We start from the raw sequence: 20,111 nt of genomic DNA on the forward strand, positions 1-20,111 counted from the left end.
GCTGCAAAACGGACGGGACCGGCCGGACGGACCGGAAAATCATGACAGCTGTTCGGGGCCTCCCTGCCCCGCACGGGCCCCTGCTGAGCAGGGGCCTTTTCTGTTTTCTCGGTCACGATCTTCGATCATTGTGCACGCGTCATGCTTCTGTCCCATTACTGCATTCGGGTCCGAACAGGCTCGAGATCTTTTGTCATTGGGTGGACGAAAGTCGATTTCATTGACCACCCACTGTTTTGATCGGGTTCTTCTCCCTACAATCCGTCCACGTCTTGAGCGCTCAGCTTCAAGGAGGACGTATGGCGGAGTTCTTCAACACCCCAAACCCCCCACTGGCAGAACTGACGCACGGTGCCGCACCTTCCGGCCGGTCCACCTCACTCGCAGCCGCAGTACTCACCGATGGCAATCGGCTGATCGTCGTCGTCGTCGCGGTCGTAGCCGTTGCCGCCCTGGTCGTGGCCCAGCTGCTGGTACGCCAGGTGCTGGCGGCCGGTACAGGCACTGAACGCATGAAAGAGATCGCGGCCGCCGTCCAGGAAGGCGCGAACGCGTATCTGGCCCGGCAACTGCGAACCGTCGGCATCTTCGCCGTCGTCGTGTTCTTCCTGCTTCTGCTGCTTCCTGCCGACAACTGGTCGCAGCGCGCGGGGCGCTCTCTGTTCTTCCTGGTGGGTGCGCTTTTCTCGGCCGCCACCGGATACATCGGTATGCGGCTGGCCGTCCGCAGCAATGTGCGTGTGGCGGCTGCGGCGCGTGAGGCCACCCCCGTCGCGGGAGAGCCGGAAAAGGATCTCACCACCGTTTCGCACAAAGCGATGAAGATCGCTTTTCGTACAGGTGGCGTGGTCGGCATGATCACGGTGGGCCTCGGCCTGCTCGGGGCCTCCTGTGTGGTGCTCGTCTACGCCGCCGACGCGCCCAAGGTGCTGGAGGGATTCGGCCTCGGTGCCGCGTTGATCGCCATGTTCATGCGGGTGGGGGGCGGCATCTTCACCAAGGCCGCCGACGTGGGTGCCGACCTCGTGGGCAAGGTGGAGCAAGGCATCCCCGAGGACGACCCGCGCAACGCCGCCACCATCGCCGACAACGTCGGCGACAACGTCGGCGACTGCGCGGGCATGGCCGCAGACCTGTTCGAGTCATACGCCGTGACGCTCGTGGCCGCACTCATCCTGGGCATGGCCGCATTCGGAGACTCGGGGCTCGCCTTTCCACTGATCGTGCCGGCGATCGGCGTGGTCACGGCGATGATCGGGATCTTCGCCGTCGCCCCGAGGCGCGCCGACCGCAGCGGAATGAGCGCCATCAACCGCGGATTCTTCGTATCCGCGGTGATCTCGCTCGTCCTCGTGGCGGTGGCCGCCTTCCTCTATCTGCCGTCCTCGTACGCCGAGCTCGACGGGGTCACGGACGAAGCCATCACCGCGCACGGTGGCGACCCGCGGGTCTTCGCGCTGGTCGCCGTAGCCATCGGCATCGTGCTCGCCGCCCTGATCCAGCAGCTCACCGGCTACTTCACCGAGACCGGTCGGCGCCCGGTCCGGGACATCGGGAAGTCCTCGCTGACCGGCCCCGCGACCGTCGTGCTCGCGGGCATCTCCATCGGGCTGGAGTCGGCCGTCTACACCGCGCTGCTGATCGGTCTCGGTGTCTACGGAGCCTTCCTGCTCGGCGGTACATCGATCATGCTGGCGCTCTTCGCGGTGGCCCTGGCAGGGACCGGACTGCTCACCACCGTGGGCGTCATCGTCGCGATGGACACCTTCGGTCCGGTCTCCGACAACGCCCAGGGCATCGCCGAGATGTCCGGGGACGTCACGGGTGCCGGAGCCCAGGTCCTCACGGACCTGGACGCCGTCGGCAACACCACCAAGGCCATCACCAAGGGCATCGCGATCGCCACGGCGGTTCTGGCCGCGGCGGCGCTGTTCGGCTCGTACCGGGATGCCATCGCCTCGGCGGTCGCCGACGTGGGGGCCGGGGCCGGAGAGCTCGGGCTGAGCCTGGACATCTCGCAGCCGAACAACCTGGTCGGCCTGATCCTCGGAGCCGCGGTCGTCTTCCTCTTCTCCGGTCTGGCCATCAGCGCCGTCTCCCGTTCGGCCGGGGCCGTGGTCCACGAGGTGCGGCGGCAGTTCCGGGAACACCCAGGAATCATGGACTACACGGAGAAGCCGGAGTACGGACGCGTCGTCGACATCTGTACCAAGGACGCGCTGCGTGAGCTCGCCACGCCCGGGCTGCTCGCGGTTTTGGCGCCGATCGCGGTCGGGTTCACCCTGGGGGTCGGGGCCCTCGGTTCCTATCTCGCCGGAGCCATCGCCACCGGCACCCTGATGGCCGTCTTCCTCGCCAACTCCGGTGGAGCGTGGGACAACGCCAAGAAACTCGTCGAGGACGGCCACCACGGCGGCAAAGGCAGTGACGCCCATGCCGCGACGGTCATCGGCGACACGGTCGGCGATCCCTTCAAGGACACGGCGGGCCCGGCCATCAACCCCCTCCTCAAGGTGATGAATCTGGTGGCGCTGCTCATCGCCCCCGCGGTGGTGCAGTTCAGCTACGGGGAGGACGCGAGCGCGGGGGTGCGGGCCTTGGTGGCCGGCATCGCCGTCGTGGTCATCGTCGGTGCCGTCTACGCGTCCAAGCGGCGGGGGATCGCCGTGGGCGACAGCGAAAGCCCGGGCGGTGGCCCGGGCGCCGGTGGCGGTGACGACGGAGGGAACGGCCCCGCGAAGTCCGCCGGTCCTGCCGCGGTGTCATGAGGCACACGATCGCGGGCCCGACGTTCCGATAGGTGACATCGAGTCAGTACGGCGGCGGACGGCGCCCCCTGGTGTGCCGTCCGCCGTGTCGGTGTCCTGCGGGAGGGGCTCTGAGGGCGAGACAGGTCCGCACGGATGTCCGAGTGGGTAGGTGAGTTGTATCTCCCTCATTTCCCTTGGTGCAAATGGCTGCAAAAGCATATATATCGGATGCCCGGCGCCTGATTGTCGGCCACTCGACGTGTAAGTTCCGGGGCCGAGAGCCTTGGAAGGGACCCAATCCGGTGAACAAGAAGCTTGCAGCCGCACTGTCCGGCGGTGCGGTACTCGTACTGACGCTGTCGGGCTGCAGCGACGACAGCGACGACAAGGTGAACGACTGGGCGAAGAAGGTCTGCGACCAGGTTCAGCCGCAGTTGCAGAAGATCGCGAACGCCAATGCCGCGATCCAGCAGCAGACGGGCGATGAGAGCAAGCCCGCCGATGTCCAGAAGACCGACTCGGCCGCCTTCCAGCAGATCTCGCAGGCGTACAAGGCGCTGGGCACGGCTGTGCAGTCGGCGGGGGCGCCGCCCGTGGAGGGCGGAGAGGCCACGCACAAGGAGGCGGTGAAGGAGCTCAACGCCTCCTCGACGGCCTACGTGAACCTGAAGACGAAGGTCGACGCGCTGGATCCGAAGGACCAGGCGAAGTTCGCCGACGGTCTCACCGGCATCGCCGACGAGCTGACGAAGATCAGCACCAACGGTGACCAGGCACTGAGGAAGCTTCAGTCCGGCGAGGTCGGTTCCGCCATGGCGAAGCAGAAGGGCTGCCAGAAGCCGAAGGCCTCGGCTCCTCCCGCCTCCGCTCCGTCCGCACCGACGTCGAAGTCCGCGTCGCCCTCGGCCTCGGCGACCGAGAAGTCGTAGTGGCCGGGGAGCGGTAGCGATCGAGCCCCCGCAGCTGCCCGGCCGACCCTTGCGGGGGCCGGGCGGCTGCCGTTGTCGGTGTGAGCGGACACAATGGGCGGGTGAGTACGACCAGCCTCCCCGCATCCGACCGTGCCCCCCGGCTCCGCGAAGCCCTGATCGCCGCCGCGTTCACCGCCGATGGCCTCCTCGAACGGCTCGGCGCGTCCGCGTACGCCGCGCTCGCCCGCAGCGAAACGGTCCCGGCGCTCCGGGCCACCCGCGGGGATTCGCCGCTCGACACGCTGGTGCGGATGTTCCTTCTGCAGCGCCCCGTTCCGGTCGCCGCGGCGGCCGCCGCCCTCCCGCTGGAGGTGTGCGTGGAGGACGGCTGGGCGGTTCACGAGGGCGACATGGTCGCAGCGACCGTCGACGTGCGGCCCTACGGCGGACCCGAGGGGGAGGACTGGTTCATCGTCTCCGACCTGGGGTGCGCGGTCGGAGGAGCCGGCGGCATCGGCTCGCACGAGGAAGGCGTCGTCCTGGGCGTCGGCGGGGCCTCCACCACGCTCGCCGGAATCACCGTGCGCAAGCCCGTGGCCTCCGCCCTCGATCTCGGTACGGGATCCGGTGTCCAGGCCCTGCACGCTGCCCAGCACGCCACCCGGGTCACGGCCACGGACGTCAACCCGCGCGCGCTGGAATTCACCCGCCTGACCCTCGCCCTGTCCGGAGCGGCCCCCGCCGATCTGCGGGAGGGCTCCCTCTTCGAACCGGTCGGTTCCGAGACGTATGACCTGATCGTGTCCAACCCGCCCTTCGTCATCTCGCCCGGTGCCCGGCTGACGTACCGCGACGGCGGCATGGGCGGTGACGACCTGTGCCGGACACTGGTGCGGCAGGCAGGGGACCGGCTCAACGAGGGCGGTTACGCGCAGTTCCTCGCCAACTGGCAGCACGTGGAGGGCGAGGAGTGGCAGGACCGGGTGCGCTCCTGGGTGCCCGACGGCTGTGACGCCTGGATCGTGCAGCGCGAGGTGCAGGACATCACGCAGTACGCCGAGCTGTGGCTGCGGGACAGCGGCGACCACCGTACCGACCCCGCCCTGTACACCGAGCGGTACGAGGCCTGGCTGGACGAGTTCGAGGCCCGTGACACCAAGGCCGTCGGCTTCGGCTGGATCACGCTCCGGAAGTCCGCCGCGGCGGCCGCCGGGAATCCCTCGCTCGTGGCGGAGGAGTGGCCGCACTCGGTGGAGCAGCCCCTCGGATCCGCCGTCGAGGCCCACTTCGCACGGCAGGACTATCTGCGGGAGCACGACGACGCGGCGTTGCTCGCCGCGCACTTCACCCTCGCCGAGGAGGTCGTACAGGAGCAGGTCGGGATGCCGGGCGCGGAGGATCCCGAGCACGTGGTGCTGCGTCAGCACCGTGGGATGCGCCGTGCCACCAAGGTCGATGCCGTCGGGGCCGGTTTCGCCGGCGTGTGCGACGGTTCGCTGCCCGCGGGCAGGATCCTGGACGCCATCGCCCAGCTGATGGCCGAGGACCCGGTGCTGCTGCGCGACCGCACCCCGCAGGCGATCCGACTGCTGGTGGAGGAAGGCTTCCTGGAGCCCGTGCGCTGACGGGGCGGCGGGACGACGGGGCGGCGTGGCATCGGGCGCCACCCGTAGACCTGCGCGCTCGCCTCCCCGATCCGCCGCCGTGTTCCGTTACCGCTTACGGAAGCCCTCGGCCCCTGCGCTCAACACCCTTCCGTCCAGCGCCTCCACGCCTGCTCGTACGCCGCTCCGGCCCGGCCGGTGAGGTTCCGTTCATGACCGTTCCCCGAACGGCTGGACGGTGTTCATTCCTGGTTGGTCCGGAGGACCCTCCGGCGTGGCAGCCTCCCCACTGGCGAGCCGCCCGCACAGTGTGGGAGCCACGGAACGTGGTGGTGTGCGAGCGCCGGCCGGCGGCTGAACGAAGAGCGTGAGGGGTACGGACATGGAAAGCGTCACCGCGGTCTTCGCCGGTGCGGCCTTCGCGCTGTTCGGTACCGCCCTTCTCATCTGGACGGGGGCGCGCACCATCCAGCGTGCGCCGGTGGCGCACGGTGTGAGCCCCGTAGCCTCCACCGCTCTCGCCACGCTCTTCGGCGTACTCTTCCTCGTCCTCGGCGTGTGGTGCTTCACCCGCGTCTGATCCCCTTCCGCGGCAGCCGGGCAGGCATCCCGCACGGCACCCCGACAGGACCCCGAAACCCGCAGGCGACAGCCGTGCGAGGAGTGGACCGGGCAGTCCGGGCGGCAGGAATGGCGGAAGTCGGGTTACCGTTCGAGTGGCCGTTGCGGGCTTTTGCCGTTTGACACGGGGGCGGGTTGTACCGTCACACTCCGCAGCGACAGCACCGCGAGCAGCGTCAGAGCGCTGCCCGGATGCCCACGAGTGCCGACCGGAGAGAAGAGCGAAGTTGTCCCCGACCAGCGAGAGCGCAGGCCGCCGACTCGTCATTGTCGAGTCGCCTGCCAAGGCGAAGACGATCAAGGGCTATCTCGGCCCCGGATACGTCGTCGAGGCGAGCGTCGGGCACATCCGCGACCTGCCGAACGGCGCCGCCGAGGTGCCGGACGAGTACACCGGTGAGGTACGCCGCCTCGGCGTGGACGTCGAAAACGACTTCCAGCCGATCTATGTCGTCAACGCCGACAAGAAAGCCCAGGTCAGGAAGCTCAAGCAGCTCCTTGCCGAATCCGACGAACTCTTCCTCGCCACCGATGAGGACCGCGAGGGCGAAGCCATCGCGTGGCACCTGCAGGAAGTCCTCAAGCCCAAGGTCCCGGTCCACCGGATGGTCTTCCACGAGATCACCAAGGACGCGATCCGGGCCGCCGTCGCCAATCCGCGCGAGCTCAACCAGCGCATGGTCGACGCCCAGGAGACCCGCCGCATCCTCGACCGCCTGTACGGCTACGAGGTCTCACCGGTCCTGTGGAAGAAGGTCATGCCGCGGCTCTCCGCGGGCCGCGTCCAGTCCGTCGCCACCCGGCTCGTCGTCGAGCGGGAGCGCGAGCGCATCGCCTTCCGTTCCGCCGAGTACTGGGACCTGACCGGTACCTTCGCCACCGGCCGCACCGGTGACGCCTCCGACCCCTCGACGCTCACCGCCCGCCTCAGCGCGGTCGACGGGCGCCGCATCGCCCAGGGCCGCGACTTCGGTCCGGACGGGCAGCTGAAGTCCGGCTCCGGCCAGACGCTGCACCTGGACGAGGCGAACGCCCGTGCCCTGGCGGCGGCGCTCGCCGACTCCACGTTCGCGGTCCGCTCGGTCGAGTCGAAGCCGTACCGCCGCTCGCCGTACGCGCCCTTCCGCACGACGACCCTCCAGCAGGAGGCGAGCCGCAAGCTGGGCTTCGGGGCCAAGGCGACGATGCAGGTGGCACAGAAGCTGTACGAGAACGGCTTCATCACCTATATGCGTACGGACTCCACGACGCTCTCGGACACCGCGATCTCCGCGGCCCGGGCGCAGGTCACGCAGCTGTACGGGGCGAACTACCTGCCCGACAAGCCCCGCACGTACGCAGGGAAGGTCAAGAACGCGCAGGAGGCGCACGAGGCGATCCGCCCCTCCGGCGATCGCTTCCGCACCCCGGCCGAGACGGGCCTCACCGGCGACCAGTTCCGGCTCTACGAGCTGATCTGGAAGCGGACCGTCGCCTCCCAGATGAAGGACGCCGTCGGTAATTCCGTCACCGTCAAGATCGGTGGCCGGGCGAGCGACGGCCAGGACGCCGAGTTCTCCGCGTCCGGCAAGACGATCACCTTCCACGGCTTCATGAAGGCGTACGTCGAAGGCGCGGACGACCCGAACGCCGAGCTGGACGACCGCGAGCGCCGTCTGCCGCAGGTCGCCGAGGGCGACGCGCTGACCGCCGACGAGGTCACGGTCGACGGGCACGCCACCAAGCCGCCGGCCCGTTACACCGAGGCCTCGCTGGTCAAGGAGCTCGAGGAGCGGGAGATCGGCCGCCCCTCGACGTACGCCTCGATCATCGGGACCATCCTGGACCGTGGCTACGTGTTCAAGAAGGGCACGGCCCTGGTGCCGTCGTTCCTCTCGTTCGCCGTGGTCAACCTGCTGGAGAAGCACTTCGGTAGGCTCGTCGACTACGACTTCACCGCCCGCATGGAGGACGACCTCGACCGCATCGCGCGGGGCGAGGCCCAGTCCGTGCCGTGGCTGCGGCACTTCTACTTCGGCACCGGAGGCGACACGACCGGTGCGAGCGCCGCGTCCTCCGCGGGCAACGGCGACGGGGACCACCTCGGCGGGCTGAAGGAGCTCGTGACCGACCTGGGCGCGATCGACGCCCGTGAGATCTCCTCGTTCCCCGTCGGCAACGACATCAAGCTGCGCGTCGGCCGCTACGGCCCGTACATCGAGCGCGGCGAGAAGGACTCCGAGGGCCACCAGCGCGCGGACGTGCCGGAGGACCTGGCGCCCGACGAGCTGTCCGTGGAGTACGCGGAGGAACTGCTGGCCAAGCCGAGCGGCGATTTCGAACTCGGCGCCGACCCGGTCAGCGGTCACCAGATCATCGCCAAGGACGGGCGCTACGGCCCGTACGTCACCGAGGTGCTGCCCGAGGGCACGCCGAAGACCGGCAAGAACGCGGTGAAGCCGCGGACGGCCAGCCTCTTCAAGTCGATGTCGCTCGATACGGTGACGCTGGCCGACGCGCTCAAGCTGATGTCGCTGCCGCGAGTCGTCGGTGAGGACGCCGAGGGCGTCGAGATCACCGCGCAGAACGGCCGTTACGGGCCCTATCTCAAGAAGGGCACGGACTCGCGTTCCCTGACGTCCGAGGACCAGCTCTTCGACATCACGCTCGACGAGGCCCTGGCGATCTACGCACAGCCGAAGCAGCGCGGGCGGGCCGCCGCCAAGCCGCCGCTGAAGGAACTGGGCACGGACCCGGTGAGCGGGGCTCCGGTGGTCGTGAAGGACGGCCGCTTCGGCGCGTACGTCACCGACGGCGAGACGAACGCGACGCTGAGGACCGACGACAGCGTCGAGGACATCACGCCGGAGCGTGGCTACGAGCTGCTCGCGGAGAAGCGGGCCAAGGGGCCGGCGAAGAAGAAGACGGCGAAGAAGGCTCCGGCCAAGAAGGCGCCGGCGAAGAAGGCCACGACGGCCGCGAAGAAGACGACGACGGCCAAGAAGGCCACGGCGGCCAAGAAGACGACGGCCGCGAAGAAGACGACCGCGGCCAAGAAGGCGCCCGCGAAGAGGACGGCCGCCACGGCCAGGGGGACGGCCCCGTCCGAGGAGAGCTGACCCTCGGATTCCGGTGCCTCGGCACCGGGAGCCGGCCGTCGGCCGTACGCGAACACCGGAAGGGCTGGGACGTCCCCAGCCCTTCCTGCGTTCGTGTGACAGACGGCCTGGGTCCCTATGGGGCATATGTTCGGACGCGGCCCCCGGGCACCGTCCCGCTCCCGATAGGCTGGGCGGATGACGCGAGCCGAGCAGCCACCGGTCGTGAGCCCCACCTCCGACACACTTGCCGCAGACTCACGCGAGCGCGCCGTACGAGCCCTGTTGCGCATTCCTCCGCTCAGGCGGTTGTGGAGCGCACAGGTCGTCGGCAGCATCGGCGATTCACTCGCCCTTCTCGTGCTTGTGCTGCTGTCGCTGCAAGCGGCGGTCCTCGAGGGCTCCTTCGGGGCCGGATACCGCGGGGCGGCCTTCGCCGTCGCCGCCGTGTTCGGTGCCCGGATTCTTTCCACCGTGCTCTTCGGAGCCGTACTCCTGGGACCTCTGACGGCGCTCACGGCGCCCGGCGGTCCCGTCGACCGCCGCTGGCTGATGATCGGCGCGGACGGGCTGCGGCTCGCCCTGCTGGTCGTCGCACCCCTGTGGATCGACTGGATGCCGGACAAGGCACTCATGATGATCCTGATCACCGTCTTCGTCGCCGGGGTCGGCGAACGGCTGTGGACGGTGGCCAAGGAGAGCGCGGCGCCCGCTCTGCTTCCCTCCCCGCCTCCGGAGGGCGCCGCCGTGCGCCCGCTGCCGGATCGCCTCGACGCCCTGCGCCGACTCTCCCTGCGGACGAACTTCCTGGCGGTCCCCGCGGCCGCCGTCGTGCTGGTGATCGCCGCGCTGATCGGTGAACTGCTCGGTACCGGCTTCGACTGGTTCTCCTTCCATCAGGCCGCTCTCGGCTCCTACGTCGCGGCCGGCCTCTTCGCCGCCTCCGTCTCCACCCTGTACTTCCTCGCGATCCCGGCCACCCAGACGCCCCGACCGCGCTCGCCCCTGGAGGGGCTGCGCCGGCCGGTCACCGGAACCGGCTCGGACAAGGGCCGCACCGGAAGCGTCCCGCTGGTCGTCGCCGCGTGTGCGGCGGTCGCCGGGGCCGTCGCCGCCGCTGCCGCCGTCTCGGTGCTGCACGCCGCCGACCTCGGTGGCGGGCCCGCCACCTTCGCTCTGCTGGTCCTGGTCCTGACCGGTGGCACCGCGCTCGGCATCCGTACCGCGCGCAAGGTGCTGCCCGCCCTGTCGCGACGCCGGCTGCTGGCCCTGGCGGTCGCGGTCACGGGTGTGGCGCTCCTCGCGCTGGGCCTGGTGCCCGACACCGCCACCGGGCTGCTGATCGCGCTGCTCGCCGGCTACGCGGCGGGCGTCGCCGCGAACGTCGGGCATGCCGTCATCGACCAGGAGACGGAGGCGTTCCGGCAGGCCAGGGCCACCGAGCACCTCCAGGCCGTGGTCCGGGTGCTGGTCGCGCTCGGAGCGGTGGGCGGCCCGCTGCTCGCCGCCGCCATCGGCCGGCACCGCCTGGGGTCCGGTGACTTCGTCTTCGCGCACGGCGGTGCGGCCTTCGCGCTGATGCTCATCGGCGCGCTGCTGCTGCCCGTCGCGGTGATCGTCCTCGCCAGGACCGACGACCGTGCCGGTGTGCCTCTCCGCCGCGACCTGCGTGAGGCGCTGCGCGGCGGCGATCCCGCCGTCGCACCGGCGGCGAACGGTTTCTTCCTCGTGCTGGAGGGTGGCGACGGAGCCGGTAAGTCGACTCAGGTCGAGGCGCTCGCGGACTGGATCCGTGCCAAGGGCCACGAGGTGGTCGTGACCCGCGAGCCGGGGGCCACCCCGGTCGGCAAGCGGCTGCGTTCGATCCTGCTGGACGTCTCGTCGGCAGGTCTGTCCAACCGGGCCGAGGCCCTGCTGTACGCCGCCGACCGGGCCGAGCACGTCGACTCGGTCGTCCGCCCGGCACTGGAGCGCGGTGCGATCGTCATCTCGGACCGCTACATCGACTCGTCCGTCGCCTACCAGGGCGCGGGCCGTGACCTCGCCCCGACCGAGATCGCCCGGATCTCGCGCTGGGCGACGAGCGGGCTCGTACCCCACCTGACGGTGCTTCTGGACGTGGACCCGGAGACGGCGCGGGAACGCTTCACCGAGGCGCCCGACCGGCTGGAGTCCGAGCCGGCCGAATTCCACAACCGGGTCCGGTCCGGCTTCCTCACCCTCGCCGCGGCCGATCCGACTCGCTACCTGGTGGTGGACGCCGGGCAGGAACCGGAAGCGATCACCACCGTCGTACGCCACCGGCTCGACCACCTCCTGCCGCTCTCCGACGCCGAGATCAAGGCCCAGGAGGACGCCCGCAAGGCAGCCGAGGAGGAGGCCAGGCGCAAGGCCGAGGAAGAGGCGGCCCGGAAGGCCGAGGAGGAGCGGCTGGAGCGGGAGCGGCAGGCTCAGCTCGCCAAGCTCCGTGCCGAGGAGGAGGAGCGCAGGCGCCGCGAGGAGGAAGAGGCGCGGCAGCGCGAGGCCGAGCGCCAGGCGGAGGAGGCCCGGCAGCGTGCCGAGGAAGCCCGCCGCCGCGCGGAGGAGGAGCGAGCCCGTCTCGAGGCCGAGGATCGGGTGCGCGAGGCCGAGCAGGCGCGGCTGCGCCGCCAGGCCCAGGAGGAGGCGCGGCTTCGCAAGGAGGCGGAGGAGCAACGTCTGGAGAAGCAGCGCAGGGCGGAGGAGGCGCTGGTACGGGCCGAGGAGGCCCGCAGTCGTGCCGAGGCCGCCGCCCGGGCCGAGGAGGCCGCTGCCGCGCAGCGTTCCGAGGAGTCCGGCCGTTCCGGTCCCGGATCCACCGGGCACTCGGTTCCGGACAACGAGCTCACCGTCCCGACCCCCGTCGTGAATCCGAACGAGATCACGCAGCCCGTGCCGGTCGCCAGGCCGGACCGGCCGGCACGCGACGCGGACGAGACGACCGTCCTGCCCCCCGTGCGCGACGCGGACGAGACGGCCGTACTGCCGCCGGTGCGGGACGAGAACCCGTCGGACCGGGTTCCGCCGGGCGTCTTCCGCGACGAGCCGCGCGCTTCCCGCCCCGAGGGCGAGAACGAGCGCACGCGTGAACTGCCCCTGGTCAGCGACGACCCGCAGGCGGGACCGGCGGCGCAGGACGCCCCCCGCCGTCGGCAGCGGCCGCGTCCCGACTGGGCGGAGGAGACGCCGCTCGACGATCTGCCGTCCCTGGCCGACGAACTGCTCGGCGACCCCGACGACGACCAGGGCGGATCCGGACGGGGCGGGCGCCGCCCACGTCGCTGACGACGGGCGGGCGGTGGGCCCGGGGACGGAACGCCGGGATTGTCGGACCCTTCCCGCACAATAGGGAAGCGCCATGATTCCGGCGCCCCCGCACCACACCACCGGAAGGGCGGTGACCATGACCGTATGGGACGACCTGGTCGGACAGGACCGGGTGCAGGAGCAGCTCGGTGCCGCCGCCCGGGACGCGGATGTGCTGGTCACCGCCATCTCCGCGGGCGAGCCGGTGCCCCCCGGCTCGAAGATGACCCATGCCTGGCTGTTCACGGGCCCGCCCGGTTCCGGCCGCTCCACCGCCGCCCGCGCCTTCGCCGCCGCGCTCCAGTGCACCAGCCCCGACCGGGCCCTGGGCGGGGCGCCCGGATGCGGCTTCTGCGACGGCTGCCACACGGCGCTGATCGGCACTCACGCCGACGTCGAGGTGATCCGCACGGATCTGCTCTCCATCGGTGTGAAGGAGACGCGTGAGCTGGTCCGCCGTGCCCAGCTCTCTCCCGCCGTGGGCCGCTGGCAGGTCATCGTCATGGAGGACGCGGACCGCCTCACCGAGGGTGCGGGGAACGTCCTGCTGAAGGCCGTGGAGGAGCCCGCGCCCCGCACGGTGTGGCTGCTCTGCGCGCCCTCCCTGGAGGACGTGCTGCCCACGATCCGCTCCCGCTGTCGCCATCTGACGCTGCGTACGCCTCCGGTGGACGCCGTGGCCGATGTGCTGATCAGGCGTGACGGCATCGACCCCGAGCGGGCCGCGTCCGCCGCCCGTGCCACCCAGGGGCATATCGGCAGGGCGCGCCGCCTGGCCACGGACGAGCGGGCACGTGCCCGCCGTGCCGCCGTGCTCAAGCTCCCGCTCCGCGTCCACGACGTCGGCGGCTGCCTCAAGGCGGCCCAGGAGCTGATCGACACGGCCACGGACGACGCCAAGCAGGTCGCCGAGGAGGTCGACGTCAAGGAGACGGACGACATGAAGGCGGCGCTCGGCGGCGTGGCCGGAGGCCGGATGCCGCGCGGGACAGCGGGTGCGATGAAGGAGCTGGAGGACAGGCAGAAGCGCCGCAGAACGCGTACGCAGCGGGACAGCCTCGACCTGGCCCTGAGCGAACTCACGGGGTTCTACCGCGATGTGCTGGCCCTCCAGCTCGGTTCGCGGATCGCCCTCGCCAACACCGATGTACGGGACGCGCTCGACCGGATCGCCGAGTCATCCACCCCCGAGCGCACCCTGCGCAGGATCGAGGCGGTGATCGCCTGCCGCCGTGCCCTCGACCGTAACGTCGCACCCCTGCTCGCCGTGGAGGCGATGGCGGTGGCGCTCCGAGCGGGCTGATGCCCGGCGTCGGCGCAGCGTGCGGTGCTCCGCAAGGGTGGCGAATTCACCCGTATGAGTAGGGAATCGGTTGGGTCGTCCCCCTGCGGCTACGCTCCGGGGATGGACACCAGGCGCCTGCTCCGTACGTTTGCCACCGCGCTCGGCACTGCCGGCCTCCTCGCCTCCGGCTGCAGCAGCGGTGGTTCGGCGCCGAGTGCGTCGGCGGCGGGTTCGGCCGTCGCCGAGGAACTCCAGCCGTACTACGGGCAGAAGCTGCGCTGGCGGGACTGCGGTGTGGAGGGTTTTCAGTGCACCACGATGAAGGCCCCGCTGGACTACGCGGCGCCTGACGAGGGGGACGTCAAGCTGGCCGTCTCCCGTAAGAAGGCCACCGGACCGGGCAAGCGGATCGGCTCGCTCCTGGTGAATCCCGGAGGCCCCGGAGGCTCGGCCGTCGGCTATCTCCAGGGGTACGCGGCCATCGGGTACCCCGCGCCCGTCCGCGCCAGGTACGACATGGTGGCCATCGATCCGCGCGGGGTGGCCCGCAGCGAGCCGGTCGAGTGCCTCACCGGCAAGGAGATGGACGCCTATACGGAGGTGGACCAGACCCCGGACGACCGAAGCGAGATCTCCACGCTGAAGAAGTCCTACGAGAAGTTCGCCGCCGGCTGCGAGAAGCGCTCCGGCAAGATCCTCCCGCATGTCTCCACGGTCGAGACGGCGCGCGACATGGACATCCTGCGCTCCCTGCTCGGCGACGAGCGACTGCACTACGTCGGCGCCTCGTACGGCACGTTCCTCGGCGCGACCTACGCCGAGCTGTTCCCCACCCGGGTGGGACGTCTCGTCCTGGACGGGGCGATGGACCCCTCGCTCCCGGCGACCGACATCAACCGCGACCAGACCGCGGGCTTCGAGGCGGCGTTCCAGTCCTTCGCCGCGGACTGCGTGAAGCAGTCCGACTGCCCGCTCGGCACCACGTCGACCTCGGCAGCTGCGACGGCGCTGAAGAAGCTCTTCACCGACCTGGACTCCACACCCGCGGCGACCGGCGAGTCCCGGAAGCTGACCGAGTCGCTGGCGACCACGGGAGTGATCGCCGCCATGTACGACGAGGCGGCCTGGCCCCAGCTCCGTGAAGCGGTGGCCGGCGCGCAGCGCGGTGACGGCTCCGGTCTGCTCGCTCTGGCCGACAGCTACTACGAGCGCGAGCCGAGCGGTGAGTACGCCAATCTGATGTTCGCCAACGCGGCTGTGAACTGCCTCGATCTGCCTCCCGCCTTCACCGGTCCCTCGGCGGTGGAGAAGGCGCTCCCGGAGTTCGAGGAGGCTTCGCCGGTCTTCGGCAAGGGCTTCGCCTGGGCCGCACTGAACTGCGGCTCCTGGCCCGTGAACCCCACCGGCACCCCGCACCGCACCGAGGCGGAGGGTGCCGCGCCGATCGTCGTGGTCGGCACCACCCGAGACCCGGCCACCCCCTACAAGTGGGCCGAGTCCCTCGCGGAGCAGCTCTCCTCCGGGACTCTGCTCACCTACGAGGGTGACGGGCACACGGCGTACGGCCGTGGCAGCGACTGCGTCGACACGGCGATCAACACCTATCTCCTGGACGGAACGCCGCCCAGGAACGGCAAGAAGTGCAGCTGACCTGCGCGTACGACGGCGAGGGCGGGCGGTACGGAGCACCCCTGGAAACTGTGTAGACTTGGCGTCGCTGCTGACCGCACCATGGTGCGACAGAGCGTGCCGCCTTAGCTCAGTTGGCCAGAGCAACGCACTCGTAATGCGTAGGTCTCGGGTTCGAATCCCGAAGGCGGCTCAGAAGAACCCCAGGTCAGGCTCCTGACCTGGGGTTTTTGTATTCGTGAGTCTTGAAAGCCGGGCTAATCGCACACCTGTGACCTACGCATTGCATGCCTAGGTCACAGGTGGAGCTGCCCTGGCCCTACGCGTGTGGCGATCCTCTGACCTGGCCTTTTCGTGCCTGGGAATAGTGAGTCGGGGGCGTGCAGTGGGGCGCGGTGGACAATCGGTGGACAGGCGTGCCTGATGCCCCGTCAGGGGATTCTGCTGTCGTCCTGGTGAAGGTGGTGTGAGACCTTCTCCGATGTTGGACGATCGGCAGAATCGAGACTGTTGAGTCCTCACAAACCTGTAGGGATCCGCTTCGGAGGCAGTGAGACAGGGTCGCTGGTTTGACAGCCCCTCACGAACCGGCGTGATCAGGATGCCGAGCGGTGTGGCGTTCCTCAGCGTCGTGTATCGGCTGGGGGCACGGTGAAGGTGGCGGGGCCTGGCGTCGGCTTCGCGGCGTTGATCTGTGTGTAGGTGTCGATCCATGGGGCTCGGTCGCCGTCGGTGGCGGTGTCTTCGGCCGGGTGGTCCAGGGGCAGATGGAGGCGGGCGTTGCTGATCTGGATCTTTTGCTTGGAGGGGGTGTCGAGCCAGTCGCCGGTTCGTACCGAGCCGATTTCCACGGCGAGGCGGTGGCCGGCTCGCAGGGTCCAGTCGGTCGACTTCAGGCTGATGTTCAGGTGGTCCTGGTCCAGGCGGGAGACTCGCTCGTCGAATGCGACGGCGTTTCCGTCGGGGCCTACGTCGTGCAGCTTGACCATGACGTTGCCTTCACCCCTGGCCGTCAGGGTGATCCTGGGTGTGCCGGTGACTCGGGTGGCTGCCTTGAGAGGTTCGGACCAGATGAAGAAGCTTCCGGCATTACGACCGGTTTCCTCTTCCGGTGGTGTGGGCTGTGAGCCTGCTCCGCTGTCCAGGTACGAGCCGTTGCCGAGTCGGAGGTTCGCGGAGCGGTTCGCTGTGGGCCAGGACTTCTCGGCGCGCCAGTTGCCGAGGTTGTCCTGGACGGCGTAGTTCGGGTATGTGACCTTGGGATCTATGTCCTTGAGGTGTTCGTCGAAGAAGGACATTGTCTCCTTGAACCAGGTCGCGCGGCCCATCGCGAACTTCCCTTCCTGCGTGCGGTCGTTGCCGCGTACGTGGTCCCAGGGGCCGATCCAGGCGCGCTGCGGGCCGCGGTGGTTGTGGAGGAACTCCTCCATTCCCACGGGGAGGGTGTTGGTTTCGGTGGTGCCCTGGGTGAACAGGAGCGGGGTGTCGGTGTCCTTCGCCTTCGTGGCTGGGCTGCGGTCTTTCCAGTACGGGTCTTCCGGGTCGCCGATGGTGGGGCCGAAGGAGTTGAGTGCCAGGCACTCGGGGTGCTTCGTCTCGTACGCGGCGTTGGTCCGGTATCGCTTGTCCTCGTCCGGCAACTGGGCCAGGCTGGCGATGCGGTTGTAGCTGGTGGGTAGTTGCACGCTGTTCGGGCGGGGTACACCGTTGGAGTGCAGGTGCTCATACAGGTCCCAGATGGGCTCCTGGGCGACGACTGCTTTCAGCGCGTCGTTCTTCGCGTTGTTGCCGAGGAGGCCGGTGTAGGCGTCGAAGGACTTGCCGTACATTCCCACCGCTCCGGTGGACCAGGGCTGTTTCGAGCTCCAGTCGATCGCGGCCTTGACGTCGGCCTGGTCCCCGGGGCCGCCGAGGTCGAGGCATCCAGTGGAGCCGCCGAAGCCGCGGGTGTCCACCATGACAAAGGCGTACCCCTTGTCGAGCAGGGCGGTGCCTTCCAGCAGGTCCTGGAAGCGCCCCGAGGGGCCGGCGTGCTCTTCCTTCACCTCCATCTGCCCGGAGTGGCCGAAGTACGCGCCGGCCGACATGACGACGGGCACCTTCGTGCCCTCGGGAAGGTTTTCGGGAAGCAGCACATCAGCATGCAGCTCGGTCCCGGAGCCGTCCGAGGAGGGGAAGTAGTGCTGGGTCCAGCGCGCCCCCTCCGGCACCCGTTCATTCTCCTCATGGGTCACCGAACGGGTGGCCGTGGCAACAACTGTTTTCTCTGCTCGGTTGCCGTCGGTCACCCGGCCCGGCGTGGCGACGGCTGCCCCCGTGAGGGCGCCGGTCACGGCGCAGGCCGTGATCAGTGCTGCGGCGGTTGCGGCTGATCGTTTCCTCATGAAGTACTCCTGGCTTCTGGTGCGGGCAGACGCGGAAGGGCGGCACTCACACGCGTAGGTCACCCCTGCAAGGAATCGGCCGACCACCATCCTGTCACTTAGTGACAATGTCACTAAGTGACGAGTGTGGCAAGTGGGTCCCGCCATCCTGGCTCGCCGCGTGGCCGCGTGGCCACGCGGCGAGGGGCTCGGTCGACTTCGGGTCCGCGGCAGTGTGCTGTGAAGTCGTTCGGGCGCACTTCCCGGGGTGCGGTCGTCGCACCTGACCGGTTTCGCGGCGAGATCCACCTGTCGGTCCACTCGGGCTGCGAATCGGGGCCGGGCAATGCTGGAGCTGTGCCGCGAGAGACTGGCGAAAAACGTCACTTAGTGCCAATGTGGCGCTAGGTGAAAATTATGGGAACGGGTGGTGAAGAGATGGCCGAGGAAGAGGCCACGGCCAGGCGCGGCCGCGGTGGGATGAGCGAGCAGCGTCGTCGTCGTGTACGTCTGGAGATCTCGCGGGAGGCTGCACGTCTGTTCTGGGCGCAGGGCGTCGACGGGACGAGCGGTGACCAGATCGCTGAGGCGGTGGGCTTGTCGACCCGCACCATCTGGCGCCATTTTCGCAGCAAGGAGAGCTGTGCAGAGCCGATCATCGCGCAGAGCGTGGAGTGGGAACTGGCCACTCTGCGCAGTTGGCCGCTGCACCGCTCGCTGGAGGAGCACTTTGCCACGGAGGCGAAGCGGCTGGTCAGCGAGATCGACACGCAGGAGCAGGCCGATGCCGGGCTGGGCGTGAAGATGATGCGACTGGGTGATACCGAGCCGGCCCTGCGTACGGCCTGGCTGATGGCATGCGATCAAGTCGAACACGAACTGGCCGCAGTCATCGCGACCCGGCTCGGACGTGAGCACGACGACCTGCAGGTACGTCTGCACGCCGCGGCTGCTTCTGCCGCCCTACGAGTCCTCAACGAGTACGTGGGAGCAGGCCTTCTGGACGGCACTGATCCCCGGAAGCTCGGTGACGAGAATTTCGCCTTCATCGCCGATGCCGTCCGCACGGCCACCGGTGGCGCCGTGGGTGACCCGGTCCACGTCGCCGAGGTACCCGCCGAGTCGGCGCCCGAAGGTGTCGCCGTGCAGCGTACTGAGGGCGGGGTGGAGGTCTGCGAACTCACCCAGAAGGAGCTGTAGAGCGTGGACGGCGTCGAGCCCCCCTCGCCGAGGGCGCCGGGCCGGAGGGAGGGGAGTTGGGCAAGGAGTCGTCCGTGTGGTCCGTCGATCTCGAGGGGGGGCGAGGTGTACCGGACCCACGTCAGCAGCCTCCGACGCACCCCGCCCCTCCTGGCTGGCCGATCCTTGCAACTGCCCACCCACAGGTGTGGAGGGCTGAGGGCGAACGGGGGGCATGAGCCGTGTGCTCCTGGGTGGCGAGCGGACGCGGCCCGGCCTCTTGGTGATGCCACGTCAGCCTCGAACGGATACCGACAGGCTGCGTGATCGTTCATGCTCCGGAGGTGCAGCCCCGAGCCTGTTCATAACCCAGTTCCAGCAGGGCGGCACGCAGCTTTACCGCTGCTCCGGTCAGCGCCGACGGGTCTTCCTCCTGCTTGGCCTTGCTGAAATCGAAGTCGGTCATGTCCCAGACCGGCGCGACGTGTATATGCAGATGCGGTACCTCGAAGCCCGCAACGACGAGCCCGGCGCGCGGAGCGTTCCAGGCCCGCTGCACCCCCTGCCCCACGGCTTGGGCCACCTCGAAGCAACGCGTCAGGAGGGGCCCGTCGATGTCCGTCCACCGATCGACCTCACGTCGCGGCACCACAAGGGTGTGGCCAGGCCGCAACGGAGCTATGGAGAGGAAAGCGACGATTTCCGGATCTTGCCAGACGAAGAGTCCGGGCAACTCCCCAGTGATGATGCGAGAGAACACAGTAGTCATACGTGCAATATTCCTCAGGAGCGTCAGGGTGTGGGCAGCGGGGCACGGATCAGGCAACGACGGCCGGGGGCCCTTGGCCGTCCTTGCCTGACACGACCGCTCGACCAGCGCCACTGGCCTGACTCCATGGAACCGGACGCTCGACGAAGCGAACGCCGGAGTGTGGAAGAACGATGCTCGGCAAGGGCAGTACCTGTGACGTCGAACGCGCCGGCTCGTTCGCCGACTGGATGAAAAAGCCTGCGACGGTCGGTTGCTCGACGAAGCTCATCCGTTCAAGAGCATGGCAGATTCGTGCAGTGCGCAGCGCCCGTACTGCGAACCGGGCAGGCGGGACCACGACGTGCTCAAGTCCGCTGAGTAGCTCCTCCGTCCGGAACCGTGGCGGCGACCTCGAGGGGTCGGTCCGATGGACGAGCGCCACGCGGGCGGCCCGATCCACAGCAAGCGCGGGTCGTCGTCGGCTGCGGCGTACCGACGCTTCGTCGCAGTCACTCGGCCTGGGTTCTCCGTTCAGCCGGGCATCTGCCGACGACGTCGCAGGTGGGCTGCTGGCGGCGCGCGCCAGCTTGCGCTGTCTGTCTCCCCTGGTTGCTGCC

11 protein-coding genes and 1 tRNA gene are annotated in these 20,111 nt (G+C 69.4%); 10 read left to right on the plus strand and 2 right to left on the minus strand.

The features are described from left to right. The first annotated feature begins 299 nt into the window (after window positions 1-299). From ABT001_RS21260 to ABT001_RS21300, 9 genes are all read left to right on the plus strand, one after another. Window positions 300-2,768: a sodium-translocating pyrophosphatase gene (locus ABT001_RS21260; RefSeq protein WP_351279711.1), complete on the plus strand. Its 2,469-nt coding sequence runs from the start codon at window positions 300-302 to the stop codon at window positions 2,766-2,768. Window positions 2,769-3,052: 284 nt separating this feature from the next. Further along, window positions 3,053-3,679, plus strand: a complete 627-nt coding sequence (locus ABT001_RS21265) for a small secreted protein (RefSeq protein ID WP_351279712.1) — start codon at window positions 3,053-3,055, stop codon at window positions 3,677-3,679. Window positions 3,680-3,780: 101 nt separating this feature from the next. Beyond that, window positions 3,781-5,286 carry a DUF7059 domain-containing protein gene (locus ABT001_RS21270; protein WP_351279714.1) on the plus strand — a complete coding sequence of 502 codons (1,506 nt, stop codon included), beginning with the start codon at window positions 3,781-3,783 and terminating at the stop codon, window positions 5,284-5,286. A 361-nt stretch (window positions 5,287-5,647) separates the two neighbouring features. Next, complete coding sequence (locus tag ABT001_RS21275) at window positions 5,648-5,845, plus strand: hypothetical protein (RefSeq protein WP_351279717.1); 198 nt, start codon at window positions 5,648-5,650, stop codon at window positions 5,843-5,845. Between the two features lie 268 nt (window positions 5,846-6,113). After that, the gene (topA, locus tag ABT001_RS21280; RefSeq protein ID WP_351279719.1) at window positions 6,114-8,984 is read left to right on the plus strand and encodes a type I DNA topoisomerase; all 2,871 of its coding nucleotides are present in this window, start codon (window positions 6,114-6,116) and stop codon (window positions 8,982-8,984) included. A gap of 177 nt (window positions 8,985-9,161) precedes the next feature. Continuing rightward, window positions 9,162-12,266 carry a dTMP kinase gene (gene tmk / locus ABT001_RS21285; protein ID WP_351279722.1) on the plus strand — a complete coding sequence of 1,035 codons (3,105 nt, stop codon included), beginning with the start codon at window positions 9,162-9,164 and terminating at the stop codon, window positions 12,264-12,266. 118 nt (window positions 12,267-12,384) lie between these two features. Then, a complete protein-coding gene (locus tag ABT001_RS21290) occupies window positions 12,385-13,590 on the plus strand; it encodes a DNA polymerase III subunit delta' (protein WP_351279724.1) in 1,206 nt (401 codons plus the stop codon). 102 nt (window positions 13,591-13,692) lie between these two features. After that, window positions 13,693-15,222 (plus strand): alpha/beta hydrolase, encoded by a 1,530-nt coding sequence (locus ABT001_RS21295; protein WP_351279727.1) that lies wholly within the window; start codon window positions 13,693-13,695, stop codon window positions 15,220-15,222. Window positions 15,223-15,320: 98 nt separating this feature from the next. Beyond that, window positions 15,321-15,394: transfer RNA gene (locus ABT001_RS21300), tRNA-Thr, on the plus strand. Between the two features lie 430 nt (window positions 15,395-15,824). Here the strand turns inward: ABT001_RS21300 and ABT001_RS21305 are convergent. After that, window positions 15,825-17,585, minus strand: a complete 1,761-nt coding sequence (locus tag ABT001_RS21305) for a CocE/NonD family hydrolase (protein WP_030088356.1) — start codon at window positions 17,583-17,585, stop codon at window positions 15,825-15,827. Between the two features lie 417 nt (window positions 17,586-18,002). Here ABT001_RS21305 and ABT001_RS21310 point away from each other — a divergent pair, with 417 nt between their 5' ends. Beyond that, entirely contained in the window at window positions 18,003-18,764 is a 762-nt protein-coding gene (locus ABT001_RS21310; protein ID WP_049978650.1) for a TetR/AcrR family transcriptional regulator, read from the plus strand. Window positions 18,765-19,074: 310 nt separating this feature from the next. Here the strand turns inward: ABT001_RS21310 and ABT001_RS21315 are convergent, their stop codons facing one another. Beyond that, window positions 19,075-19,512, minus strand: coding sequence for an HIT family protein (locus tag ABT001_RS21315; protein WP_003949692.1), 438 nt, complete (start codon window positions 19,510-19,512; stop codon window positions 19,075-19,077). Between the last annotated feature and the right edge of the window lie 599 nt (window positions 19,513-20,111).

Origin of the sequence: Streptomyces sp. NPDC002793, from assembly GCF_040295485.1 — a bacterium.
Taxonomy (GTDB): Bacteria; Actinomycetota; Actinomycetes; order Streptomycetales; family Streptomycetaceae; genus Streptomyces.

Excerpts from the sequence above, each read along its gene's own strand:
- ABT001_RS21260 (WP_351279711.1), top strand. The coding sequence starts at position 300 with ATGGCGGAGTTCTTCAACACCCCAAACCCCCCACTGGCAGAACTGACG.
- ABT001_RS21275 (WP_351279717.1), top strand. The coding sequence starts at position 5,648 with ATGGAAAGCGTCACCGCGGTCTTCGCCGGTGCGGCCTTCGCGCTGTTC.
- tmk (WP_351279722.1), top strand. The coding sequence starts at position 9,162 with ATGACGCGAGCCGAGCAGCCACCGGTCGTGAGCCCCACCTCCGACACA.
- ABT001_RS21290 (WP_351279724.1), top strand. The coding sequence starts at position 12,385 with ATGACCGTATGGGACGACCTGGTCGGACAGGACCGGGTGCAGGAGCAG.
- ABT001_RS21295 (WP_351279727.1), top strand. The coding sequence starts at position 13,693 with ATGGACACCAGGCGCCTGCTCCGTACGTTTGCCACCGCGCTCGGCACT.
- ABT001_RS21305 (WP_030088356.1), bottom strand. The coding sequence starts at position 17,585 with ATGAGGAAACGATCAGCCGCAACCGCCGCAGCACTGATCACGGCCTGC.
- ABT001_RS21310 (WP_049978650.1), top strand. The coding sequence starts at position 18,003 with ATGGCCGAGGAAGAGGCCACGGCCAGGCGCGGCCGCGGTGGGATGAGC.
- ABT001_RS21315 (WP_003949692.1), bottom strand. The coding sequence starts at position 19,512 with ATGACTACTGTGTTCTCTCGCATCATCACTGGGGAGTTGCCCGGACTC.